Raw genomic sequence first — 24,337 nt, forward strand, 5'->3', positions numbered from 1 at the left:
AAACTTATAGATTTACAACCCGGCTTATGCCGGGTTTATTAATATTGAACGGCAAATGTTAAATTTTTCAGATCCAATAAACGCTTTGCTTCCAGAAACTGATGTGCAACCTTATGTTATTTATGGATTTATGAAGCCTGTGCCAACGTACAGGAAAATAAAACTTCCCCTTGGTTTGGTGAATTGGGTCGGGCACTCAATATGAGATTTAACAATCTGTACAGCGTTATATTGATTCCGGCCATTAGAAAGTAATAAAGAAAACAGAAGGCAAAACCTGTGGATAGAGTAGAGTTACAAAGTGAGTTAAATAAATTAAACATACCCAGAGATAGCTACTCTATTGATGGTGTTAAGGATGAGACATTATGTTTGATCCTCGATAGAGGGCTATGGTGTGTTTTTTATAGTGAACATGGAAAACGCACAGAGGTTGATTTTTTTGCAACTGAAAGTGATGCCTGTCAATCCTTCCTTGCCAGAATCACAAAATGGTTCTAGTTTCAAAAAGTATGTAAAATTAGGTGCCAGTTTTTGGAGTTTCTTAGGCTGGTACTAATTTTCATGCTTTGATAATAATAATCAAAGCATGTGAGTGTAATTCTGCCGCATCAACCTTTTTTAGTATGGTAAGTACTGCTTTCTAATCAGAAAATCGTCGCCACGTCGCACGACACCACCAACACCCGCTTCCTGTGGCAGGGCTACCGCCTGCTGCAGGAGCAGGAGAGTGGGATGTGCCGCACCTACAGATTATTTAGCTAATGACCCTGTATTTACTCACAGACGTCGTGATGCATCCAAAATTGCCGGAATGAGCGAAATAGAAGTGCCTATAGATAGTAAATTACGTAGTACTCTCCTTGGTTTGAGAGAAGAACCTTTTGGTTTCATAATTTTTAAGAGTCATGAGTTAGGTGACATGGCAAGGCGTGGTGATGTTCAGCACAAAGTCGGCTGTAAGTAGGAGATGATGAGTATACATAAAAGATGGTTAAGCTTTGTATTGCTTGACGATATATCATTTAAAGAGCTGCTTACAAAGCTAGAACAGGTATTTGAACGGACACTAATTTGTGAAGATGATGAGGGGCGTTATATTGCTAAAGCTGAAGGTGATGGTTTTACTGTAACGCTTATAGATAAAGAAGATAGGCTAAGCGAATTTTTATGCGATAAAAACTATAGTCTTGAAATAACGATAAGATCTGATGACTATTTTAATTCCAATTTTGAAAATTTCATAAAGGAAACTTTAAGGAATGGTAATATAAAATGGGGAAGAGCAGTTTGGGGTCCTGATAAATTATCTCAATGAGTAAACTGTTTTAAATGTTCTTTAAACCCAGTTAATTAAATAGAGTTTTACTTGGATTTGTTTTTTTATTTATTAAATAAAATGAATGCTTTATATTTATTTACGATCCAAACGAAACTTGAAGCCTGCTGGCGAGGGTAGAACATCTTCCGGAACAGAACAAAGGTGGAATTTACTGGTTCAACACTACCTGTATGGGGCCTTGCAGCTGACTAGCACAATTTTTTTTGGTCTAAAGTGCCTTATGAAAAATGTAGAAAGCTAATCAGGAACAAATAAAGTCTAGAGGAGGTAGGTGTGGCTGATAACCAAGAAAAATCTTTGACTTTAAGTCAAAATGAGATAGTCGCCTTGAAAAAAGCGATAATGTATTTAAAATTTTCTTGTGAGGAAACCGAATCTGTAATGTACGCAGGTAATCCTCTGATTAACTCTATTTTTTCTAAACTAATAGAGATTGATGATTTAGGACAGCAATCTATTGATTTTTATAATAAAGGTCATGCTGAGAACGAAAGGTTTATTTTGGCTAAATTAGATAAGTTAGAACTTGAAAATGGTCGGGAATTTCACAACGAAGTCAAGGAAAGTTCTTTTAGGGAATGCCTTTTTCCGTTCTCAAGAAAATAACTTCTGTATTGTAAATGGTCGGTTGGGAAATACTCCTTACCGGCTCTTCTTTTAATCCGCTGATGGTTAATGCTACATTAGAGTCAAAATTACTGCACTCCGTTGTGTCTTTCCCGTATTGAGGTTCTATAAGTCAATTCGAAAAATATCATGGGGCTAAGTATTAGTCTCTTAAAGCTTAAAACAGCCAACTCATTGAATCCAAAATGAAATAGGGGTGGTAATGTCACGTGAACTGGTTTTTTATGTAGATGATGAAGGTGTTTCAGTCGATTTAATCTTAACAGTATTTGGGCCTTCTCTCGTCCAATGCATAAACCTTGAATCTGATTCGGTCGATGAAAAAATGAAAAAAGACATCGATTTTCTTATTAAGAAACAGAAAAATTTTTCCGAGAAAATCGCAACTGAAACCCAGGCATATAGTAAGCGTATATATGGTACGGATGCAAAGGACTTGATTTTGCTGAAAGTTTATCTTTCTCCAGATGAAGACAATGAATTTGGGTTCATATTCTCGACCGATTTAGATGAGGAACATGGGATTGGTATCAAATTTAAAGGGCTTGCAATGAAGAAAATTGGTAGTGGCGAAACAGCATTTTTATAGAATTTAATTAAGTCTATCCGATCGGGTAGACCCATTCCTGTGGCAGGGTTACCGCCTGCTGCAGGATGCCGGCCTGTGCCGTACTTATATTTACGGCCTGAATGAAACCTGGATCCCGCAGGCACAGGGGATCATCTTCATGACCAAAGCAGCTGTGACATTCACTGGTTCAACACCGACCTGAACGGCGCGCCGCTGGAAGTGACCGACGAGCGTGGCGCGGTGCGCTGGAGCGGTCAGTACGGCAGCTTTGGCGAGGTACGCCACCAGAGCGAAGGGTTCTCACAGCTTGTGAATCGCTCGGCGATGGCACACCAGCCGCTTCGCTATGCCGGGCAGTACGCTGACGGTAAAACGGGGCTGCATTATAACCTGTTCCTCTACTACGACCCACAGGTCGGGCGGTTTATTGTGCAGGATCCGATTGGGCTGAATGGCGGGTGGAACCTTTATCAGTATGCGCCGAACCCGTTGGGGTGGATTGATCCGCAGGGTCTTAAATGTTCTCATTCAGCAAAGAATCCTAAAGAATTCCATGCTGTTGTAAACGAAAAATGGGGGCATAAAATGACCGCATCAGATATGAGGGAAGTACAAAAAACAATCGATAATATTAAATTGAATAAACCAGCTTTTCCTCGTGATGGGATACCTTTTGAAAATAATTTCAAAATTTCACCAGATAGTCAGCGCCTTAACACAGGAAGCGGTCCTTATAGAGAGTGGACAGTGAAAACACCTGGTGTAGGAAATCGAGGAGTTAGGCGTATAGTTGTGGATACAAAAACAGGTCAAACATTTTATAGTCACGACCATTACAACACTTTCATAGAGATCAGTCCAGGAGGATGGAAGTAATGAAAGTAATTACTTTATCTATTGATTTTAAAGAAATAAATGATGTTACAGAATTTCATAATAGGGTTAAGCAGTTGTTTGGCTTTCCTGATTTCTATGGTAATAATTTCCATGCGTTCATAGATTGTCTGACTAGTTTGCGATTCCCAGAAGAGGGGATGACATCTTTAAACCTAAAGCAAGACGAGTTTTTATTACTTAAGATAAGTAATATCAATAACTTGGATGAGGAATTGAAGCATGATTTTCTTTTGTCAATTCAAGAGGTAAATAATAGAAGTATTTTATTTGGTGAGGAGCCAGCTATCTTGTTATTGCTTTGTACGCAACATAAGTGAAATATAGCTGGCGAAAAGAAAAAATTCGCTTTTTTTATTATTTGATATTATTCTGAACGGAAGTATGTTTCGTAAAGTATATTTTTTCACTCACTATGTGGAGTGTAATCATAGATATTTTTGGGAGGGCTGATGAGAGGGATTAAAGAGGCTTTGAAGCAGTTGGCCGCTATTTGCAATAAATACTCGCTGTCAGGGAGTTTCAGCACCGTCAGTGACCTGGATAATACATTCCCGTCCAACTTACCTCGTTCAACAGATGTTGATTTCTTATATAAAAATTATAATCCTGAAAACTTAAAGATTGAAACAGGTTTCACACCAATTAAAATTCACTCTGTCAGTGAGTTCACGAAGGCTAAAAATGGTTATGAATACTTACCAGACAATTATCTTGTTATTGGTGATGATTTAGGTGGAGGTAAACCTATAATTGCGGTTGTCGATGAAGGGAATTCCTCTGTCTATGCTAGTTATGATGTCATTGAACCGTTTCAAATAGCCAGTAGTCTCTCTGGGTTCATATTTTCTCTAGCTGAGCTAATTGATTTGGTTTATGGTCACTACGATATCTTTGATATAGCAGATGATAATGATGAAGTAAAAGATAATTTCATTGATGAGTTGCGGGAAAGGATTGTACCACTTATCGGTAATGAAAATTTCAATGCGTTTTATAATTATTTTTATGGGTAATTATTTTCTTTCAAGGTAAACCAGTATGGCGAAAATGTTATTTTTAGCGAGGTGATGTTCTCTGTGACTCTTGCAGGTATATTAAGCAAGGTTCAAAAGAGTAATGCTGTATATTTATTCAGGTGGAATTAATCAAATACATGAAAGGAGAGGGATTACATGCAGACGACGCGAGTAATGGGCGAGGGATATGAACCGTACGTTGAGCAATTAGGTGACAAACTGATTTATTCAATACCTGTCGAATCGGGATTTGTCAGCTTTCATTTTGAGTTTGATATTCTGCAGACCGATGTTGACGTCTTGCTGTCCGATCATTACCGGCGGGCAGTCCTGGAAGTGACCGCTCACACTTTGCTCCAGCGTTCGACGTTGAAGGGACATAACCGATTTACGCAGAACGATTTTGATAACCTTATTGCCACTGTCCTTCATGCATCGCTAGAGCATCTCAGCGCATTCATTTCTCAGATTAATCGGGAGCACAATATTTCGATTGAACATTATGTGGATGACATCGTGAACAGGCGCATAAACAAAGGATGAATATACCGATCCCAGATAAGGCCAATTTTATTTTTAAAATCACACTGGGCGGATAGCGCTTTTCAACCTCATGCAACCCGAAGAGTTCAAATTGATTTTTCGTGAGAAGCTTTCAACAAACGCTTATCTGTCTGTGTCTTCGTTCAGTTTGGCGGATGCCTGTCTGTTTCCTTGGTAAATTTTTCCGGGAGCAGGGGGCTGATGAGGAAATGGAATCAGGATGAGTAAGCGTATTGCCACGCTTTATCTTATTGCCTGGCGTTTTTCATTGCATCCTGCTTCCCCGGGTTGCATTGCTGTTTTGTTCCGGGAAGATAAAAATTCCCTGATGGATCCGGATTTGTTCCGCCCGGACAACCCGCCCGGCCATCAGATGAGACGGTGCCATCAGAACCGTTTCCGCCATCAGAGCCATTTCCTCCATCACCACCCTTACCACCATCAGCAGCATTTACGGCAAATGCACTGAGTAAAAGCAAAAAGGCAATAGTGCGCTTATTCATTAAAATCTCCATTGTTCAATCCATTTACGGGCGGGAAAATATTCCCGCGAGGGTCCCATGCGGAACATTTCACAGGCGAACCTCACCCCTGACTTTCAATATTCGCTTTAACAGCCTCCAGCATCCTCTTACGGATCCAGCCGCTGCCCACCCGTATTACCAGCCAGTAAGCTGCCATCCTTAGCCTGGTGCTTCTGTCCGGACAATAGACGAAGGTTTCCGTAGAGAGCTCATGTTGGCCTGGCGCCAGTTCCGTTACCTGATAGCGCAGCAGCAGTTTCGCGCTGCCCGGCGTAGCGGGCGTCTGAAAAGTATTCGCGTCCGGCACGTTTTCCAGACCGAAATCCGTACGCCAGAATTGCCCTCTTAAGCCATAGCACAGCTCAGAGGGTGAACTTTTCAACAGGGTAAAGCTGTGCAAACCAAAGTTGCCGATCGCGTTAGACTGCGTGTTGCGCAGTAATTTCTGCGGTATTTGGCGCAAAGACATTAGTCGCCGAATCACGGGGTCTTGCCGGACGTCAAAGTGTGCAATCAACGGCAGAATAGTTTCTGGATGAGCAGTATGTATAACCGTTCGATGTTTCTCATGAAACTGAAACTGGGGCAGGAAAACGGGAGCATCACGCCAGTGAGAAAGCGCTTTGTGGGTAACGAATCCTGGGTTTAGCATCTCTCTTCCTTGTCATCCTTTGAGCTCAGCCAGAGTAACAGATGGCTTGCCGCAGACAATTACCAGGAAAAGAGAGGGGTATCTGGCCGAAACCGTACCTTGCTTCGGTAGCATTCCGGCCTCAGTGTGCCGTGAGATACGGCTCCTTCACAAATTCCGCCAACAACCAGACCATATCATGCAATAGCCCGGTGAGCTCTCTCGCCACGCTCGCAGGCAGTGTCCCGCCCATCACCGCCAGCGTTAACGCCAGAGCATAATCCACCTGCAACGCCGTCTCCTGCCAGCAGTCCGGTACGCAGGAGGTCAGCTTTTCTCCCGCAATCAGTTGTTCAACCCGATACGGCGGAAGCTCGGCGTCACAGCACTCTCGCAGCCGTTTGAGCACGGCCAGCAATCGTCTGCAGAGTGTGGCAAACGTTACTGCATCGTCAGTTTCCACCAGCACGCTGACATAGGCAGCACAGGTATCAGCCAGCTCGAAAAGATCCGCAGAATCGGGGAGATGAAGGTTAATAAGGTGATGAACCGCGCTTTCTTCAGAGAGCGGGTAAGAAAATGCAGGGATAGTCGCCATTTAGTATCCTCTTCGGGCAAAAAAATGACATGTTATGCTAACGGGTTCCTACGCCCGGTTACGAATATGCCGCAACGCAGGCACTTTACGGCCGTGATGAAGGGATGAAAAGGGATGCCCCTGAATTACATAAGGTTGCTTGCAGGTTTGCGAGGCGGCTTCCAGAAGGCCATTGCCGGGTGGCGGCTACGCCTTACCCGGCCTACGAAAACTGCTGATTGGGTCATTCACATTTAGGGCCGACAGAACAAGACTGTAAAGCGGGTTTTTGCCGATCGTGGGTGAAGATCTGCCATTTTATTGCCGAGGTACTCAGGGTAAAAATGGCCGTGGCTAGCGTGTTCTCTTCATCCGGATCGTGTGGCGAGAGACGATAAATCGGGAGCGCGGAGTCGTGCTGGTCAGAAAGAATATCCAGTGCCGCCGCACCATCAAGCTGAGATTGCGTCTCAAGCCAGGCGTTTAGCCGTGTTTGCCGTGAACGGGAACTGTCCGTGATCACCTGCTCAACCGCAGCAAGCTGAGGGTGGATAAGGTGATTAGCATGGGCGAAAACCTCCCGCAACGGCATGACGGAACAGCCTGTTCCCGTGGCTTCTATGCTAAACAGACGACGGTCTCCCCGTTGCCCCAGCGTGTGATGAAAGGCTCCGGCGCGTGGCTCTGAGGTCAGTATGGTGATGGCTTCATCCAGGGTGGCGGCATTCAGCGCGGCGCGGGCGAGTATCTGGCGCGGCATTCCGTCCGGACGGTGTACAGCGCGAATGTTATTCACCGTATTCACCACACCTTTTTCGTTTACGGCAAAGGTATGTCCGCAAATCGATCCCGGATAGGCAAAACTGGTGAACGCCAGGCCGTCATCAGGGGTGATACTGACGATGGCGCAGTCATTGCGAAGCTGAGGGAAACCGTCTTCGTTATGCGCAATAATCAGCTCCCCCTCTGCAGTGCTTCCCGCTACGGTGGTACAACCGTCAGAGGTAGAGCGCACCAAATCGCCGCGGCAGTTCCAGGCAAACACCTCATCAAGCGGTGCCCCCAGCCCCCTGGCGAGTCCCTCCAGCTCCTGCCAAATCAGGGGAAACTGAGACTGGACGCGAGAGCGCATTCTCCGGGTCTGTTCTGCGTCTTTCATGGCGGTAACGGTTTGCCACAACGCTGTTTGCGTCAGTTTTGCATGCCAGGCCTCGCGGCCGAATGCGCCAAGTTCCTGACCCACCGCAAAAGCGGAACCACTAATTTCTAATTTTTTCATGGTGTTATCATTCACTTCTGTTCAGGATACATGCTGCAAAAATTCTTTCAGGCGAGGATTAGCGCTGCTGTTCAGCAGCATATCAGGTGGACCATCTTCGGCAATGGTGCCGCCATCAATAAAGATGAGACGTGATGCCACATCGCGGGCGAAGCCGATTTCATGGGTCACAATCACCATGGTCATGCCTTCTTCGGCCAGCGAGCGCATCACTTTCAGGACCTCATGCCGTAATTCGGGATCCAGCGCTGAGGTCGGCTCATCGAACAGCATCATTTTCGGTTTCACTGCCAGAGCTCTGGCAATGGCCACGCGCTGCTGCTGACCGCCCGAGAGCTCTGATGGGTAGTGATGAGCGCGTTCGCGTAAGCCCACACGGTCCAGTAGCGCCAGTGCCTGTTCACGCGCGGCAGCTTTGCTCTGTTTGCGCACGCGAACCGGACCAAACATCACATTCTCCAGCGCCGTCAGATGGGGGAAGAGATGGAACTGCTGAAACACCATCCCGGCTTCGCGGCGGATATCGCACTCATTAGCGTGAGGATCGGTAATATGCATTCCCGCTACCAGCAGCGTGCCGGAGGAAATCTCCTCCAGCTTATTAATGCAGCGTAGCAGCGTCGATTTACCCGAACCGGAAGGACCAATGATCACCACCACTTCACCGGCTTCAATTTTTAAATTGATGTCGTGCAGCACCTGAGTGGAACCGAAGTTCTTCGACACTGCGCTAAATTCAACCATGCTCATAAAATATGGATCCTTTTCTCCAGTTGCTTCAGGAGGAAACTCAGACACAGCGTTACCAGCAGGTAAATCATTGCCACTGCGGTCCAGACTTCCAGCGCGCGGAAATTACCGGCAATAATTTCCTGCCCCTGACGCGTCAATTCCGCCACACCAATCACAATAAACAGCGAGGTGTCTTTTATACTAATAATCCACTGATTACCTAACGCAGGGATCATACGGCGTAATGCCAGCGGCATAATGACATGCCATAGCGTGCTGCGTTGTGATAATCCCATCGCCAGGCTGGCCTCTCTGAATCCTTTATTAATTGAGAGAATCGCCCCGCGGGTGATTTCTGCAATATAAGCACCCGAGTTAATCACAATTGTCGTAATGGCTGCCGTTACCGGATCAATATGAACGGGTAACACCATGGGAAGTGCGAAGTAAATAAACATCACTTGCACCATAATCGGCGTGCCGCGGATTAACTCGACAAAGACTAACGAGACGGTTTTTGATATCTTTCCTCCAAGCGCACGGCAGGTTCCTGCCAGCAGGCCAATAACAAAACCACCCAATAAACCTGATAAAGAAATAATCAGCGTCAGCTGTAGTCCTTGCAACAACAGCGGCAGGGACTCCCAAATATATTTACTGTCGAAATTCATCATTCTACCCGTTAAGATGCAACGAGGTCGGATCGCTCCGACCTGGCGGGATTATTTTGGCTGTTTCGCAAACCACTTCACGTAGATCTTGCTATAGGTTCCATCCGCGCGTAAGGCCTCCAGTGCAGCGTTGATCTTTGGCGTCAGGGGGCTGTTTTTCTGCATCGCAAAGCCGTAGTGCTGCGGCAGAATGCTGTCGGTCTCGCCGGTAGATTTCACTTTGCCATCACCTGCCGTTTTGACGTAATAGAGCACGTTGGGTGAGTCATGTACCACGGCATCAAGATTACCTGCCTGCAAATCAAGATAGGCGTTATCGATATTCGGGAACTCGACATAATTCGCCTTATATTTACTTTTCATAAAACTGGCCGCCGCTGTTCCCTGCTTCAGTCCCACTTTCTTACCCGCTAAATCGCTGAATTTAGCAATGGTATTATCGCTGCTTTTAACCGCCATTAATAAATCAGCATCATAATAACCCTCGCTGAAATCAACAACCTGTTTACGCGCGTCGGTTATAGTAATCCCCGCCATTGCAACATCGAGATTACGTGATTGCAAACCGGGAATCAGTCCGCCGAAATCCATTGGGCGCAATTCGTAGCTGACATTCATCTTTTTGGCAATGGCATCCCACAAATCTATATCAAAACCGACATATTTATCGCCTTGTTTAAATTCAAAGGGTACAAAAGCGGTATCAACTCCAACCGTTAATTTATCCTGCGCGCCTGCCACAAAACTGGCGGAACAAGCGACCAGCGCTAACGTAACTTTTAATTTGGTCAGTAATCCAGACATAATAACCCTCGGCGTCAGTGAAACAGCGTGCATGAATATCATCCGGCGAAATAAAATCGACGGAGTGGGAAATAAAAATAGTGACAGGCAGGGCGCACTTTCATGCGCCAACGTTAAAACGATAGCTTATGCGGGAATAATCTCATCCCGCGTGTCGGGTACCGGCGTCTGCGCGCCGTTCATTACCATTGAGAGAAAACTGTAATAACCCGTGATTCCGATCAGATCCACCACGCCTTTTTCGCCCCACAGCGCGACAGCCTGCTGCCAGGTGGCATCGCTGACCTTCTGCTGCTCCTGTAACTCCTTGCAGAAGTGATAAATTACCCATTCATCCGGTTGCAGATCTTCAGGAAGACGTTTTTCATTAATCGCCTGCACCGCTGCCGCAGAGATGCCTTTCTCGCGAGCTATTGGCGCATGAATTGCCCATTCCACAGGCTGCGACCAGTGCCGTGCGGTCATTAAAATCGCCAGCTCCGACAAACGCTGTCCCAGGGCACTGCGATAACGCAGATATTCCCCCATGCGTTGTGCATGCGCCATCAGCTCAGGACTGCGCAGCAGCGGCTCGAAGGGAGGCAGCAGGGCACCGCGTGGCCCATTGATGATCTCTTCGGCTAAGGAACGCTGCCGATCGTCCCACTCATGCTCCGCCAGGGGCGGTAAACGATTGATCATAATTTACTCGTCTCTTCGCGAATCACGGTGTTCAGCGTGTCCACCACAAAATCAAGCTGGGCTGGGGTGATAATAAACGGTGGGGCGATCAAAATATGGTCGCCATACTGCCCGTCAATGGTTCCCCCCATCGGATAGACCATCAGCCCGCGTGACATACAGTTTGCTTTGATCGCCGCATGCAGTTTCAGGGCAGGATCGAAGGGAGTTTTATTGCCTTTATCACGGACCAGCTCAACACCCGCAAACAAGCCGCGTCCACGCGTATCACCGACGTGGGGTAATTCCCCCAGCACTTCACGCAATGCGTTGTGCAGGTAATCACCCTGTTGCCTGACCGCCTGGAGCAAATTATCGCGCTCAATCACCTGCTGCACCGCCAGGGCTGAGGAAGCGGCAGTCGCGTGACAAATGTAGGTGTGTCCGTGCTGGAACAGACCGCTGCCGGTTTGCAGCGCTGAGACAATCTTCTCGCTTGCTAATACTGCACCAATCGGCTGATAGCCGCCCCCCAGTCCCTTCGCGATGGTCACCAAATCCGGCACCACATCATCCTGTTCAAACGCATGCAGCGTACCGGTGCGTCCCATGCCACACATGACTTCATCCGCGATGTAGAGAATGCCGTATTTATCGCACAGGTTGCGTACCCCTTTAAGATAGCCGGGAGTAGGGGGAGTGGCGCCGGTGGTGGCCCCCACCACGGTTTCTGCGCAGAAACCAATAATGGTCTCCGGACCGGCCTCAAGAATGGCGTGCTCCAGTTCGTTCAGCAAACGCGTGGTATATTGCTGCTGGGTTTCGTCAGCGCGGCGGTCGCGATACTCATTGCAGGCCGAAACACGGATAACGTCGATTAACAGGGGAGCAAACTGACGGCGACGCCATTCATTGCCTCCCACCGCGAGTGCCCCAAGGGTATTGCCATGATAGCTCTGTTTACGGGCGATAAATTTGGTGCGCGACGGCTGGCCGAGCTCAACAAAATACTGACGCGCCAGCTTGAGTGCGGTTTCGACTGCTTCCGAACCGCCCGAAACGAAATAGGCGTAGTTAAGATCGCCAGGCGCCGTGCGCGTCAGCTGTTCAGCAAGTTGTTCAACGGTGTCACTGGTAAAAAAACTGGTGTGGGCATAGGCCAGTTGATCGATCTGGCGATGCATTGCCGCCAGCACATCAGGATGCGCATGACCTAAACAGGAAACGGCGGCGCCACCGCAGGCATCCAGATACTGCTTTCCCTGTGCATCAAAAATGTACGCCCCTTGCGCACGCGCCGCGACGGCGGGCGTGCTGCGTAGGCTGCGGTGAATAATATGGCTCATGCTGGTCCTGCTCCTGAATACGCTGTGTTAATAAAGCGCATCTTGCAGGATTCATTTGTATCACGTCAACGTTATTTGGATTCAAATGCATTCTCTTTTCTTATGCCGGAGGCAAATGAATCATTTTTCAGGGTTTCCGGGGCACGACATACGCACCCGAGTCGATGAGATAGCGTTCAGCATTTTCGATTTTACTCACCGCATCCCGACCATGGCGAGCCACCAGCATCGCCAGTAAACACTCGGCCAGCCCCATGCCCGAAACCACGGAAGGGAAAAACGACGGGCTGTCTGTGGAGAACAGCAGCGTGCAATCGGCAGCCTGTGCTAATGGTGAGACGGGAGAATCCGTGATGGCGACAATCGTCGCGCCCGCCTGCTGGGCCGCGCGTAAAACATCCAGCGACTCGCGCGAATAGGGCGCAAAACTGGTGAGTAACAGGCAATCCTGTGCTGTTAATTCGCGGGTGAACACCTCGATGTTGCTCGCCAGACCATCAATGAGCGACACCTGCCGATTGAACAATCGATAGACATAAAACAGCGACCAGGCAATAGGAAAGCTGGCACGGAAGCCGCAAATGTAGACATTCTCCGCCGCGTCCAGCAGCGATACCGCTTGCTCCATGGCCTGATGGTTTTCATTTTGTGTAAACGCCAGATTGGCCTGATGTGCCTGAAACACCTCTTCATACAGCTGGGGTTGAGTGCCTTTGGCGATCAGTTTCTCGGCTTTGGAGACATATGTATCATTACGCAGTCCAAGCTCATCAATGAAAGCGTCCTTAAGTTCCCCCCAGCCGTTGTACCCTAATCGCTGCGCCAGTCGTAACAACGTAGCGGGTTTTACACCGGCTTCAGCGGCGAAGGCGCGCATCGATAGCACGACCAGTTGATTGGTATTCTGTAGTGAGAACTCGGCAGCGCGCTGTAATTCGGCAGACAATTCTCTGAATGTATTAACAATATTTTCCCTTGGATTCATAGCTACTATTTACGCTCTTTACGGTTAGCGTTGCTGGCGTCAGTGGACGGGACAGGGGCTTTTCCATTACATCAGGGGTTTCGAAAGACAGAAGGGCATCTACCTTAGCATTCGATAACAGTATTGTAACCCTGTTGTTGTGCTCCCTGAAGGGCATTGCCGGGTGGCGGCTACGCCTTACCCGGCCTACAAAAACCACCAACCAATCTGGCCGCTATCCCTCGCTCATCATCGCCAGAAACCGCTTCACCGTCCGCGAGCGTTCAAAGCGCCGCCAGCAGAGCGCGATATCGGTATAAAGCTCCGGCGAGCTCAGCGCGTGGTAGGTGACATTCGGCGGAGAAATGGCCGCCATGGATTTCGGCACCAGCGCGAAGCCGCCACCCGCGGAAACCATGCTCAGGGAGGATGAAAGCTGTGACGACTGCAGCGCGTGCTGCACGTCAATCCCGGCCCGCTCGCAACAGCCGTGAACCCGGTCGTACAGGCCGGGCGCGACCTCCTGCGGGAACAGCACCACCGGCGTATCACGCAACTGGTCTAGCGCCAGATCGCCGCACGTCGCCAGCGGATGGTCGCGATGCAGCGCCACCACCATCGGCTCCCGGTCGAGGATTGTTAACTCGAACGCCTTGCTGCTCTCGCACGGCAGGCGCACGAAGGCGATATCCAGTTCACCCTCCGCCAGCATCGTCGTCAGCGACGACATATTGGCTTCCACCTGGTGAACCTGCACCGCCATGTTCTGCACCTGATACTGGCGAATCAGGGCAAAAATTTTGGGATGAAAAGCGTCGGAGCTGGTGATGCCAATCGACAGATTGCCGTTCAGCCCGCGGGCGATGCCGCGGGCTTTCTCCAGTGCGGCGTCGCTCAGCGCCAGAATCTTACAGGCGTCCTCGTAGAAGGCTTCTCCCGCCTCGGTCAGCTCCACGCCCCGCGTCAGGCGTCTGAACAGCGGCGTGCCCACTTCCTCTTCGAGCCGTTTGATCTGCTGACTCAGAGGAGGCTGTGAAATACCCAGCGCTTCGGCCGCCCTGGTGAAGTGTCGCTCGCGTGCAACCGCGACAAAATACCGCAGATAACGAAGTTCCATATCAAAAACGTCTCAAACCACCATGGATTCTATATTGGAACTCTCTGCTGAATCGGGTCAACATTTATTTAACCTTTCTAAATAAAGTTGAAGAGGACGAGCATGATGATGCATTCATCTGCCTGCGACTGTGAGGCCAGCTTGTGCGAGACCCTGCGCGGGTTCTCCGCCCGGCATCCTGACAGCGTGATCTATCAGACATCGCTAATGAGCGCCCTGCTGAGCGGCGTGTATGAGGGGGAGACCACCATTGCCGATCTGCTGGCGCACGGTGATTTTGGTCTGGGTACCTTCAACGAGCTGGACGGCGAAATGATTGCCTTCAGCAGCCAGGTGTATCAGCTGCGCGCCGACGGCAGCGCCCGGGCCGCGAAGCCAGAGCAGAAAACGCCGTTCGCGGTAATGACCTGGTTCCAGCCGCAGTATCGCAAAACCTTTGAGGGGCCGGTCAGCCGTCAGCAGATCCACGACGTGATCGACCAACAGATCCCCTCCGATAACCTGTTCTGCGCCCTGCGTATCGACGGCAACTTCCGCCACGCCCACACCCGCACCGTACCGCGCCAGACGCCGCCGTACCGCGCGATGACCGACGTGCTGGACGACCAGCCGGTGTTCCGCTTCAACCAGCGCGAAGGGGTGCTGGTCGGGTTCCGCACGCCGCAGCATATGCAGGGGATCAACGTGGCGGGTTACCACGAACATTTCATCACCGACGACCGCCAGGGCGGAGGCCATCTGCTCGACTACCAGCTGGAGAGCGGCGTGCTCACCTTCGGTGAAATTCACAAGCTGATGATTGACCTGCCCGCCGACAGCGCGTTTTTACAGGCCAACCTGCACCCCAGCGACCTCGATGCCGCGATCCGTTCCGTCGAAAACTAACAGGAGAACTACCGTGAACAGTGAGAAACAGTCACGTCAGTGGGCGCACGGCGCCGATTTGGTTGTCGGCCAACTGGAAGCGCAGGGCGTGAAGCAGGTGTTCGGGATCCCGGGTGCGAAAATCGACAAAGTCTTTGATTCCCTGCTGGACTCGTCCATTGAAATCATCCCGGTGCGTCACGAGGCCAACGCGGCGTTTATGGCGGCGGCAGTAGGCCGGTTGACCGGTAAAGCCGGGGTGGCACTGGTCACCTCCGGGCCGGGCTGCTCGAACCTGATCACCGGCATTGCCACCGCCAACAGCGAAGGCGACCCGGTGGTGGCGCTGGGCGGGGCGGTGAAGCGGGCGGATAAAGCCAAGCTGGTGCACCAGAGCATGGACACCGTCGCCATGTTCAGCCCGGTCACCAAATACGCGGTGGAAGTCAGTTCACCGGATGCGATTGCCGAAGTGGTATCGAACGCGTTTCGCGCCGCCGAGCACGGCAGGCCGGGGGGCGCGTTCGTCAGCCTGCCGCAGGATATTGTCGACCAGCCCGCTACCGGGGCGATTTTACCTGCCAGCGGCCCGGCGCTGATGGGCCCGGCGCCGGAGTCCGCCATTAACGACGTGGCGAAGCTTATCGAAAAGGCCAAAAACCCGGTCATCCTGCTGGGCCTGATGGCGAGCCAGCCGGCCAACAGCGCCGCGCTGCGCAAGCTGCTGGAGAAAAGCCGTATTCCGGTCACCAGCACCTATCAGGCCGCCGGGGCGGTGAACCAGGAGCACTTTACCCGCTTCGCCGGACGCGTCGGTCTGTTCAATAACCAGGCGGGCGACAGGCTGCTCCATCTGGCGGACCTGATTATCTGCATCGGCTACAGCCCGGTGGAATACGAGCCGTCGATGTGGAACAGCGGTGATGCCACGCTGGTGCACATTGATGTGCTGCCCGCCTATGAAGAGCGTAACTACGTGCCGGATCTGGAGCTGGTGGGGGACATCGCCGAAACCCTGAATCTGCTCGCGAACCGCATCGATCACAAGCTGGAGCTGAGCCAGCGAGCCTCAGAGATCCTGGTCGACCGCCAGCATCAGCGCGATCTGCTCGATCGCCGTGGCGCGTCCCTCAACCAGTTTGCCCTGCATCCGCTGCGCATCGTTCGCGCCATGCAGGACATCGTCAATAACGACGTCACGCTCACCGTGGATATGGGCAGCTTCCACATCTGGATCGCCCGCTACCTCTACAGCTTCCGGGCGCGTCAGGTGATGATCTCCAACGGTCAGCAGACCATGGGCGTCGCGCTGCCGTGGGCCATTGGTGCGTGGCTGGTCAACCCGGGGCGCAAGGTGGTCTCGGTCTCCGGTGATGGCGGCTTCCTGCAGTCGAGCATGGAGCTGGAAACTGCGGTACGTCTTAAAGCCAACGTGCTGCACATCATCTGGGTGGATAACGGCTACAACATGGTCGCCATTCAGGAAGAGAAAAAGTACCAGCGTCTTTCCGGCGTCGAGTTCGGCCCGGTCGATTTCAAAGCCTATGCCGATGCCTTCGGCGCGAAGGGCTTTGCCGTGGAGAGCGCCGAGGCGCTCGAGCCGACGCTGCGCGCGGCGATGGATGTCAATGGCCCGGCCGTGGTGGCCATTCCCGTCGACTACAGCGATAACCCGCTGCTGATGGGCCAGCTCCATCTCAGCCAGATTTTGTGACTCACGATAAGGACAGAGAAATGCAAAAAGTTGCTCTCGTAACAGGCTCAGGCCAGGGGATTGGTAAAGCGATTGCGCTGCGCCTGGTGAAAGATGGCTTTGCCGTCGCCATCGCCGACTATAACGCTGAGACGGCAAGAGCCGTTGCCGACGAAATCATCCGCAACGGCGGTAACGCCGTCGCCGTGAAGGTGGATGTCTCTGACCGCGAGCAGGTATTTGCCGCGGTGGAGAAAGCCCGCACCGCGCTGGGCGGTTTCCACGTGATCGTTAACAACGCCGGGATCGCGCCGTCCACCCCGATCGAATCCATCACCCCGGAGATTGTCGATAAGGTCTACAACATTAACGTGAAAGGGGTGATCTGGGGCATTCAGGCCGCGATTGACGCGTTTCGTAAAGAGGGGCACGGCGGGAAAATCATTAACGCCTGCTCCCAGGCGGGCCACACCGGTAACCCGGAGCTGGCCGTCTACAGTTCCAGCAAGTTCGCGGTGCGCGGCTTAACCCAGACCGCCGCACGGGATCTCGCGCCGCTGGGGATCACCGTTAACGCTTACTGCCCGGGCATCGTGAAAACGCCGATGTGGGCGGAGATCGACCGTCAGGTCTCCGAGGCAGCGGGTAAACCGCTCGGCTACGGGACCGAAACCTTTGCCAAACGCATCACGCTTGGCCGCCTGTCCGAACCGGAAGATGTCGCTGCCTGCGTCTCATACCTGGCAGGACCCGATTCCGACTACATGACCGGCCAGTCGCTGTTGATTGATGGTGGGATGGTGTTCAACTAAATACTCAATACTAATAAGCTCTGACATGAGTTTTCCCCTGCCCCCGTGCAGGGGCTTTTTTTTGTCTCCTCCGCCATTGTGCATTACACTGCGCGCTGCAAAACTTTAGTCATTACGATCTGACAGGCGGTAACAGCGATGAACGGAACAATCACGACGTGGTTTAAAGATAAAGGCTTTGGATTTATCAAAGATGAAAACGGCGACAACCGCTATTTTCATGTGATTAAGGTCGCCAACCCTGATCTGATTAAGAAAGACGCGGCGGTGACCTTTGAGCCGACCACCAACAACAAAGGTCTTTCCGCCTATGCGGTGAAGGTGATCCCGGAAAGCAAGCATCTCTATATTGCGGGCGAGCGCGTGAAGCTCACCTCGATCAAATCCTTCGTGGTGTTCAGCGAAGAAGAGCCCGTGGATACCAAAATCGATAAAGAGAATGCGGTGCTGTCGGTCGGGCTGCTGATGAACAGCATCAAACCGAAATCCGACAAAAAGCCGGGCGAAATGCGCACGGTGAAGAAGCTGGCGATCACCACCTTCCAGAATACGACGTTGATCTTCACCGAAGATGAGATCGACATCGATGCCACGGTGAAGCTGCTCAAGTGATTTGTTGCCGGGTGGCGGCGACGCCTTACCCGGCCTACGAAATCCGTGCGGCACTCGCCGCCGCACGGTTTACCCCATCCTGTGCTCGCCCCGCAACATCGCCTCCCGGTCAAACACCTTCTGGATCTCCCCGTGCGCCATAAACGCCGCCCGGTCGGACATATGGGCAATCACGTCCGCGTCGTGGCTCACCAGCAGATAGGTCATCTCGTGCCTGGCTTTTAAGCGGTTGAGCAGGTTCAGAATTTCCGCCTGGACGGACATATCCAGCGCCGAGGTGGGTTCATCCAGCAGCAGAAGCTGCGGGCGCAGCAGCAGCGCCCGGGCAATCGCCACGCGCTGACGCTGGCCGCCGGAAAGCTGGTGTGGATAACGTTTACCCGCATCGGCAGGCAACCCTACCTGCAGCAAGGCGTCTTCGACTTTCCGGGCAATCTGCGTTTCACCGTGGATTGTTAACGGCTCCGAAAGGGTGCGTGCAATCGTGTGGTTTGGGTGCAGCGAGGCCCACGGATCCTGAAACACCATCTGCACGTTGCGGCGCAGCGGGCCGGTAAAACGCTGCCCTGGCCGAACCGCGTCGCCCAGCAGCGAGAGGCTTCCGCGCCACTCGCGCTGCAGCCCCGCCAGCACGCGCAGAAGGGTTGATTTCCCGCAGCCGGATTCGCCAATCAGGCTGAAGGTTTCCCCTTTTTCGACGCTAAAGCTGGCGGCGGATACCGCCGTTTTCTCCCCAAAGCTCACGTGGAGCTGATTTACCTCAACGAGCGACATCACCGGCCTCCTTCCACGGCTGCGAACGGTCAAGCGTCGGCAACATCTGTCCATAGGTACTGGCGTTCGGACGACAGGTCCACAGGGTGCGGGTGTACGGATGCGTTGCCTGCGGGAGCTGGCGTGCCGCCATCTCGTCGACCTTTTCGCCCTGATACATCACCAGCACCCGGTCGCAGTGCTCCGCCACCAGCGGCAGGTCGTGGCTGATTAACAGCATCGCCATCTGTCGCGCTTCGCACTGCTGCACCAGCAGCTCGAGGATCTGGTTACGCAGGCGGGCGTCCAGCGCAGACGTCGGTTCGTCGGCAATCAGCACCTGCGGGTTGTTGATCAGCGCCATCGCAATCATCACCCGCTGCCCCATGCCGCCGGAGAGTTCGCCGGGATAACGCTGAAGCACGTGCTCATTGAGCCCGACGGCGCGGATAATATCGTGTATACGTTCAAGGCGTTGTGAACGGGGCAGACGCTGATGCAGAGTCAGTGCCTCTTGTAGTTGAGCGGCGACGCTTTTCACCGGATTAAGCGCATAGCGCGGATCCTGCAGGACCATCGCAATGCCGTTGCCGCGCAGCGCCTGCCAGCGGCGGCTGTTCAGGGTCAGCACATCATTGCCCAGCACGTTAAGCTGTTTAGCGCGCACGATGCCCGGCTGGCGTACCAGCCCCATCAGGGCGCGGGCAGACATGGATTTCCCCGAGCCGGATTCACCCACCAGCGCCAGTCGCTCGTTGCCTAATGTAAAGCTCAGGCCGTTGACCACGCGGGCGGAAGGGTAGTCGATATTCAGCGCATCGACGATAACGCGGTGTTCAGTCATGCTGTGGCTCCAGTACGTCGCGCAGGCCATCGCCCAGCAGGTTAAAGGCCAGGCTGGCAAACAGAATGGCCGCGCCCGGAATGGCGGCAATCCACCACTGGTCGAAAATCACCTGCATGCCGTCAGCAATCATCGCTCCCCATTCGGCCATCGGCGGACGTGCACCGAGGCCGAGGAAGCCAAGCCCAGCGGCGGCCAGAATAATGCCTGCCAGATCCAGCGCTAAGCGCACAATCGCGGAGGGCAGACACAGGGGCAGAATATGGCCGACCAGCAGGCGCAGGCCGCGAATACCCATCATCTCCGCGGCGGCCAGGTAATCGCTGTGGCGCAGGCGCTGAATTTCACTCCGGGCCTGACGCGCATAGGCCGGCCAGGTGGTTAAGGCCAGCGCCAGCGCACCGTTGACCAGCCCCGGGCCGAGCATCGCCACAAACGCGAAGGCGAGGATCAGGCGCGGCATCGACATCACCACGTCGGTAAATCGCATCAGGATGCGCTCCAGCCAGCCGCCGTAGTAACCGGATAATATGCCCACCAGCAGACCGGCGGGGAGGGTGATAACGGTCACTAAAGCGACCAGCCCGAGCGCCGGGCGGGTGCCGTAAATCAGGCGCGAGAGCAGATCGCGCCCGTAGCTGTCGGTGCCCAGCCAGTGCTGAGCGTTTGGTGCCTGCAGGCGCGCGGCGGCGTCCTGCCAGTTTGGGTCCACCGGCGCAAGCCAGGGCGCGAACAGGGCTGTCAGCACCAGCAGCGTGATGGCAACCAGCCCGCAAAAGGCGGCGGGGGAGCGGCGCAGGCGGCGTAAGAAAAGATAAAATGGCATCAGCGCACCCTGGGATCGGTTGCCCGCACAAGCAGGTCGGTAAGGTTATTGATCAGTACAAAACAGATACCAATCAGCAGCGTGCCGCCCATCACCGCGGTGGTGTCTCCGGCGAACAGAGCGGTGGTGAGATAGCGCCCGATGCCCGGCCACGAGAAGACGGTTTCCGTTAACACCGCGCCTTCCAGCATGCTGGTATAGGCCAGGGCAATCACCGTCAGCAGGGTGCTGCGAATGTTCGGCAGCACGTGGCGCAGCAGAATGGTCATCTCCCCGGCGCCCTTGGCGCGGGCGAGCAGGATGTACTCTTTGTTCATCTCGCTCAGACAGGCCGAGCGCGTCAGGCGGGTAATGCTCGCCAGCGAGTAGTAGGCCAGCAGCAGCACCGGCAGCACCAGGTGACTGACGGCATTACGAAATGCCTCCCGGTCGCCGGAAAGCCAGGTATCAATCAGCGCAAAGCCGGTGCGCGGCTCCACGGTAAACTGCCAGATGTCGTCCAGCCTGCCGGGGCCCGCGCTCCACTGCAGCTTCGCGTAGAACAGGGCCAGCATCAGCAGCCCGAGCCAGAAAATCGGCACCGAGTTACCGAGCAGGGTGAGCGTTCTGATGGCTAAATCGAGCGGCGAACCGGCGTAGCGGGCGCACAGTATCCCGGCAACCACGCCGAGCACGGTGCCGATAATCAGCGCCAGGGTGGCCAGTTCGAGCGTGGCGGGAAAAGCGTGCAGCAGATCCTGCAGCACCGGCTGTCCGGTGGCGCTGGCGGTGCCTAAATCACCGTGGGCGAGGCTCTGCAGATAGTGCCAGAACTGCACGGGAAGAGGCCGATCCAGCCCGAGCTGGTGGCGAACCTGATCGTACGTGGACTGGCTGGCGTGATCGCCGACGATCTGCAGCACGCGATCGACCGGGGAAAACGCCGAAAGCGCAAAGGTGACGAGCAGCAGCCCGAAAAGCGTCAGCAGCAGGGTCAGCAGACCCTGAAGCACGCGGGTGGAAAGATGTGGCATGGGAAATCTCTTCATGCCGGGTGGCGGCTTCGCCTTACCCGGCCTACAAAAACCGAGAACGTAGGCCGGGTAAGCGCAGCGCCACCCGGCAACAAGGGCTACTTCGTGACGCGATCGTACCAGACCATATCCGCGTTCAGCCCCTGCTGATACCCCTTCACGTTTTCGCGCACCACGATCTGGGTTTTGCCCTGGTCGACGAACACGTACGGCGAGTTGTGCTGCAGCTGTTCCTGCATTTTCTTGTACAGATCCAGACGTTTCGCCGGATCAGGCTCGGCCACCGCCGCCAGCGTGGCCTTGTTCAACTCCGGAATTTTCCAGCCGTTCAGTCCGGCCACGGTGCTGGATTTGCCGTCGTTCCACGCGAAAGCGCTGGCGTTGGAGTGCGCGTCAAAGTAGTCCGGGATCCACAGACGAATTGCCGCCTGATGCTGCTTCGCACGCACGCGGGCGTACACCTGGCTCCCGGCGGCGGGCAACAGATCCACCTTCACGCCACCCTGCGCGAAGCTCGCCTGCATCGACTGCGCGATGGTGATAAACGGCGGCTTGTTCTCCACGTCCAGGGTGAAGTGGGCGTCTTTAATACCCGCTTTGGCGAGGATGGCTTTCGCTTTCGCCGGATCAAATTTAAACGGATTATCTTCCAGCGCGCCCGGCAGACCGACCGGCAGGAAGCTCTGATGGACAAAATACTGGCCTTTCAGCAGGTTTTTGGTAATGCCGTCATAGTCCACCAGCCAGCGTGCCGCCTCCCAGAAGGCCGGGTTGTTCAGCAGCGGGTTGGCGCTGTTGCCGGTGTTAAACACCAGGTAATTCTGCTCCGCAGACGGGATGCTCAGTACCTTCACGCCCGGCTTGCCGTCGAGCGCGCTGATCTGGTCTGCACCCAGATCGCGCGCCACGTCCGCGTCGCCCTGCTGGATCAGCAGGCGGCGGGAAGCCGGATCGGGAACGTTTTTAATGATGATGCTCTTAAGCTTCGGCGCGCCACCGGGCGCCGAGTCATTGGCTTCCAGCACAATGGCCTGATGCGGCTGGTAGACGCGCATTTTGAACGCGCCGCTGCCCGCCGAGTGCATTTTCAGCCACGCGTTGCCGAAGTCGTTATCCTTCACGTTCGCCGCAACCTGCTTCTCATCGACGATGGAGGCGATCGGCGTGGAGAGAATGTTGAGCGCCACGGCAGGGCTGACGTCCGCCGTCCAGTGCAGCTGCACGGTGTGGTCATCCACTTTCTTCAGCTGGCTGGCGATGTTGCTCGCCTCCCAGCCCAGCACGTTGAGAATAAAGGCCGGGGATTTGTTCAGCGTCACGGCGCGGGTATAGGAGAAGATCACGTCTTCCGGACGCAGCGGGTTGCCGGAGGCAAATCTGGCATCGGGCCTGAGTTTGATAGTCAGGGTTTTTGCTGCCGCGTCCGCCTGCCAGCTTTCTGCCAGAATCGGGGTGATTTTTTCCGGGTTGTTGCGGTCCGGCTGCACCAGGCGCTGATACAGGCTGGGCACGGTCTGGATACTGGAAAGCTCGTTGGCTTCGGCCGGGTCGAGGCTCACAATGTCATCAAGTCCCTGGGCGACAACCAGCGTATTGGGGGGCGTAGCCGCGTGAGCCGCAGCGGAGAGTGTAGCCAGCACCAGTAAAGGCAGCAGTTTTTTTGTCATAGCGATCCCTGAAGAAAATATATTGTTTGTTTTATGTTCCGCTACGTTAGGCTGGCGAAGGATATACGCAAAGTCGAAATTCTGCTTTGCTTATGCCCTCCAGGAATAATGCATGCGTTCGGGCTATTAACATACGCTGTTTTTCGCCCGCTTTTTAACCTGCTATAACAAAATCCTTACCTTTCAGGGAGTCACTGCCGTGCCCGAAATTAATCAACATGGTCAAACCGTCAACGATATTGTTCCCGACTGGAAAGGCGCGCGCGTGCTGACCCGCACGCCGCTGTTCGGCCTGTATTGCCGTCTGGAGCCGCTGGATGCCGATCGCCACGCGGCCGATCTTTACGAGGCCTACGCGCAGGGCGACGACAGCGACTGGACGTGGCTTGCCAGCACACAGCCCATGAGTGTAGAAGCCACTGCGCATTGGATCATGGCGAAGGTGATGGACGATGAACTGGTGCCGTTTGCCGTCATTGATTTACGCACCGAGCGCGCGGTCGGGCTGGTGAGCTATATGGCCAACGAGCGGCTACTGGGGTCGGTCGAAATCGGTCACGTGACCTGGTCGCGGAAGATGAAAGGCTCCCGCATCGGGACCGAAACGGTATGGCTGCTGCTGAAAAATGCGTTCGAACACGGCTACCGCCGGGTGGAGTGGAAGTGCGATTCGATGAACATCGCCTCACGCAGGGCGGCAGAGCGGCTGGGGTTTGTCTGGGAAGGGCGGCTGCGGCAGAAGCTGGTGCGCAAAGGGCGTAACCGCGACAGCGATATGCTTTCTATTATTGACGGCGAATGGCCGCAAAGAGACGCAGAGCTGCGCGCCTGGCTGGCGGCAGAGAATTTTGACGGAGAAGGGCGGCAGATTACGCGGTTAGAGGCGTTTCGGACGTAATTTTCCCTCATCCAGCCCTCTCCCCAAAGGGAAGAGGGTGTTTTAAGTCCCCTC

Annotated in this window: 28 protein-coding genes and 2 pseudogenes; 14 read left to right on the forward strand and 16 right to left on the reverse strand. The window is 53.4% G+C overall.

All coding sequences use genetic code 11. The features are described 5' to 3' along the window. Positions 1–730: 730 nt before the first annotated feature. The 9 genes and pseudogenes from GM298_RS16350 to GM298_RS16390 all read left to right on the forward strand — a co-directional run bounded on the left by GM298_RS16350 (position 731) and on the right by GM298_RS16390 (position 4,996). Positions 731–967 (forward strand): hypothetical protein, encoded by a 237-nt coding sequence (locus tag GM298_RS16350; protein WP_266154566.1) that lies wholly within the window; start codon positions 731–733, stop codon positions 965–967. A 6-nt stretch (positions 968–973) separates the two neighbouring features. Then, entirely contained in the window at positions 974–1,318 is a 345-nt protein-coding gene (locus GM298_RS16355) for a hypothetical protein (RefSeq protein WP_266154567.1), read from the forward strand. A gap of 297 nt (positions 1,319–1,615) precedes the next feature. Next, on the forward strand, positions 1,616–1,948 hold the full coding sequence (locus GM298_RS16360; RefSeq protein WP_266154569.1) for a hypothetical protein: 333 nt from the start codon (positions 1,616–1,618) through the stop codon (positions 1,946–1,948). A gap of 223 nt (positions 1,949–2,171) precedes the next feature. Beyond that, complete coding sequence (locus GM298_RS16365; RefSeq protein WP_266154570.1) at positions 2,172–2,558, forward strand: hypothetical protein; 387 nt, start codon at positions 2,172–2,174, stop codon at positions 2,556–2,558. 34 nt (positions 2,559–2,592) lie between these two features. Further along, a pseudogene (locus GM298_RS16370) lies at positions 2,593–3,056 on the forward strand (RHS repeat-associated core domain-containing protein); the annotation flags it as partial. 156 nt (positions 3,057–3,212) lie between these two features. Continuing rightward, positions 3,213–3,416, forward strand: a pseudogene (locus GM298_RS16375) (ribonuclease domain-containing protein); the annotation flags it as partial. Beyond that, positions 3,416–3,754 carry a barstar family protein gene (locus tag GM298_RS16380; protein ID WP_266154572.1) on the forward strand — a complete coding sequence of 113 codons (339 nt, stop codon included), beginning with the start codon at positions 3,416–3,418 and terminating at the stop codon, positions 3,752–3,754. The pseudogene GM298_RS16375 and the gene GM298_RS16380, both read left to right, overlap by 1 nt. A gap of 132 nt (positions 3,755–3,886) precedes the next feature. Beyond that, entirely contained in the window at positions 3,887–4,450 is a 564-nt protein-coding gene (locus GM298_RS16385) for a hypothetical protein (protein WP_266154573.1), read from the forward strand. 159 nt (positions 4,451–4,609) lie between these two features. Further along, positions 4,610–4,996 (forward strand): hypothetical protein, encoded by a 387-nt coding sequence (locus GM298_RS16390; RefSeq protein ID WP_266154574.1) that lies wholly within the window; start codon positions 4,610–4,612, stop codon positions 4,994–4,996. Between the two features lie 248 nt (positions 4,997–5,244). On the opposite strand, the gene GM298_RS16395 is transcribed toward GM298_RS16390, so the two are convergent. The 11 genes from GM298_RS16395 to GM298_RS16445 form a co-directional block, all read right to left on the reverse strand. Beyond that, complete coding sequence (locus GM298_RS16395; protein ID WP_266154575.1) at positions 5,245–5,499, reverse strand: hypothetical protein; 255 nt, start codon at positions 5,497–5,499, stop codon at positions 5,245–5,247. Positions 5,500–5,581: 82 nt separating this feature from the next. Next, positions 5,582–6,172 carry a hypothetical protein gene (locus GM298_RS16400; RefSeq protein WP_266154576.1) on the reverse strand — a complete coding sequence of 197 codons (591 nt, stop codon included), beginning with the start codon at positions 6,170–6,172 and terminating at the stop codon, positions 5,582–5,584. 121 nt (positions 6,173–6,293) lie between these two features. Next, positions 6,294–6,749 (reverse strand): hypothetical protein, encoded by a 456-nt coding sequence (locus tag GM298_RS16405; protein WP_266154578.1) that lies wholly within the window; start codon positions 6,747–6,749, stop codon positions 6,294–6,296. A gap of 223 nt (positions 6,750–6,972) precedes the next feature. Continuing rightward, the gene (locus tag GM298_RS16410; RefSeq protein ID WP_266154579.1) at positions 6,973–8,007 is read right to left on the reverse strand and encodes a C45 family autoproteolytic acyltransferase/hydolase; all 1,035 of its coding nucleotides are present in this window, start codon (positions 8,005–8,007) and stop codon (positions 6,973–6,975) included. A gap of 21 nt (positions 8,008–8,028) precedes the next feature. After that, a complete protein-coding gene (gene glnQ / locus GM298_RS16415) occupies positions 8,029–8,751 on the reverse strand; it encodes a glutamine ABC transporter ATP-binding protein GlnQ (RefSeq protein ID WP_025759696.1) in 723 nt (240 codons plus the stop codon). A gap of 2 nt (positions 8,752–8,753) precedes the next feature. Next, the gene (gene glnP / locus GM298_RS16420; RefSeq protein WP_025759694.1) at positions 8,754–9,410 is read right to left on the reverse strand and encodes a glutamine ABC transporter permease GlnP; all 657 of its coding nucleotides are present in this window, start codon (positions 9,408–9,410) and stop codon (positions 8,754–8,756) included. A gap of 51 nt (positions 9,411–9,461) precedes the next feature. Next, positions 9,462–10,214 (reverse strand): glutamine ABC transporter substrate-binding protein GlnH, encoded by a 753-nt coding sequence (gene glnH / locus GM298_RS16425; protein ID WP_266154580.1) that lies wholly within the window; start codon positions 10,212–10,214, stop codon positions 9,462–9,464. A 126-nt stretch (positions 10,215–10,340) separates the two neighbouring features. Beyond that, positions 10,341–10,895 carry a carboxymuconolactone decarboxylase family protein gene (locus GM298_RS16430; RefSeq protein ID WP_025759692.1) on the reverse strand — a complete coding sequence of 185 codons (555 nt, stop codon included), beginning with the start codon at positions 10,893–10,895 and terminating at the stop codon, positions 10,341–10,343. Further along, positions 10,892–12,220, reverse strand: coding sequence for an aspartate aminotransferase family protein (locus GM298_RS16435; protein ID WP_266154581.1), 1,329 nt, complete (start codon positions 12,218–12,220; stop codon positions 10,892–10,894). The genes GM298_RS16430 and GM298_RS16435 overlap by 4 nt, the downstream gene beginning before the upstream one ends. Before the next feature lie 127 nt (positions 12,221–12,347). Continuing rightward, entirely contained in the window at positions 12,348–13,205 is an 858-nt protein-coding gene (locus GM298_RS16440) for a MurR/RpiR family transcriptional regulator (RefSeq protein ID WP_025759689.1), read from the reverse strand. 214 nt (positions 13,206–13,419) lie between these two features. Then, entirely contained in the window at positions 13,420–14,301 is an 882-nt protein-coding gene (locus GM298_RS16445) for a LysR family transcriptional regulator (protein ID WP_252088070.1), read from the reverse strand. A 105-nt stretch (positions 14,302–14,406) separates the two neighbouring features. On the opposite strand from GM298_RS16445, the gene budA reads away from it, so the two are divergent. From budA to GM298_RS16465, 4 genes are all read left to right on the forward strand, one after another. Further along, positions 14,407–15,186 (forward strand): acetolactate decarboxylase, encoded by a 780-nt coding sequence (budA, locus tag GM298_RS16450; RefSeq protein ID WP_025759687.1) that lies wholly within the window; start codon positions 14,407–14,409, stop codon positions 15,184–15,186. Further along, positions 15,158–16,879: an acetolactate synthase AlsS gene (gene alsS, locus GM298_RS16455; RefSeq protein WP_416347239.1), complete on the forward strand. Its 1,722-nt coding sequence runs from the start codon at positions 15,158–15,160 to the stop codon at positions 16,877–16,879. Before budA ends, alsS begins: the two co-directional genes overlap by 29 nt. Before the next feature lie 20 nt (positions 16,880–16,899). Beyond that, complete coding sequence (locus GM298_RS16460) at positions 16,900–17,670, forward strand: (S)-acetoin forming diacetyl reductase (protein ID WP_023618768.1); 771 nt, start codon at positions 16,900–16,902, stop codon at positions 17,668–17,670. A 138-nt stretch (positions 17,671–17,808) separates the two neighbouring features. Then, positions 17,809–18,282, forward strand: a complete 474-nt coding sequence (locus GM298_RS16465) for a cold-shock protein (protein ID WP_008499407.1) — start codon at positions 17,809–17,811, stop codon at positions 18,280–18,282. 69 nt (positions 18,283–18,351) lie between these two features. Here GM298_RS16465 and GM298_RS16470 read toward each other — a convergent pair whose 3' ends face one another. From GM298_RS16470 to GM298_RS16490, 5 genes are all read right to left on the reverse strand, one after another. Then, positions 18,352–19,056 carry an ABC transporter ATP-binding protein gene (locus GM298_RS16470; protein ID WP_252088068.1) on the reverse strand — a complete coding sequence of 235 codons (705 nt, stop codon included), beginning with the start codon at positions 19,054–19,056 and terminating at the stop codon, positions 18,352–18,354. After that, complete coding sequence (locus tag GM298_RS16475; protein ID WP_266154587.1) at positions 19,043–19,879, reverse strand: ABC transporter ATP-binding protein; 837 nt, start codon at positions 19,877–19,879, stop codon at positions 19,043–19,045. Before GM298_RS16475 ends, GM298_RS16470 begins: the two co-directional genes overlap by 14 nt. Next, positions 19,872–20,705, reverse strand: a complete 834-nt coding sequence (locus tag GM298_RS16480) for an ABC transporter permease (RefSeq protein WP_095449359.1) — start codon at positions 20,703–20,705, stop codon at positions 19,872–19,874. Before GM298_RS16480 ends, GM298_RS16475 begins: the two co-directional genes overlap by 8 nt. Further along, entirely contained in the window at positions 20,705–21,718 is a 1,014-nt protein-coding gene (locus GM298_RS16485; protein ID WP_047957974.1) for an ABC transporter permease, read from the reverse strand. Before GM298_RS16485 ends, GM298_RS16480 begins: the two co-directional genes overlap by 1 nt. 98 nt (positions 21,719–21,816) lie before the next feature. Then, on the reverse strand, positions 21,817–23,385 hold the full coding sequence (locus tag GM298_RS16490) for an ABC transporter substrate-binding protein (RefSeq protein WP_104557809.1): 1,569 nt from the start codon (positions 23,383–23,385) through the stop codon (positions 21,817–21,819). Between the two features lie 199 nt (positions 23,386–23,584). Here GM298_RS16490 and GM298_RS16495 point away from each other — a divergent pair, with 199 nt between their 5' ends. Beyond that, positions 23,585–24,283, forward strand: coding sequence for a GNAT family N-acetyltransferase (locus GM298_RS16495; RefSeq protein WP_266154588.1), 699 nt, complete (start codon positions 23,585–23,587; stop codon positions 24,281–24,283). Positions 24,284–24,337 lie beyond the last annotated feature (54 nt).

Source organism: Enterobacter sp. HSTU-ASh6 (assembly GCF_026319105.1).
GTDB lineage: Bacteria > Pseudomonadota > Gammaproteobacteria > Enterobacterales > Enterobacteriaceae > Enterobacter > Enterobacter sichuanensis.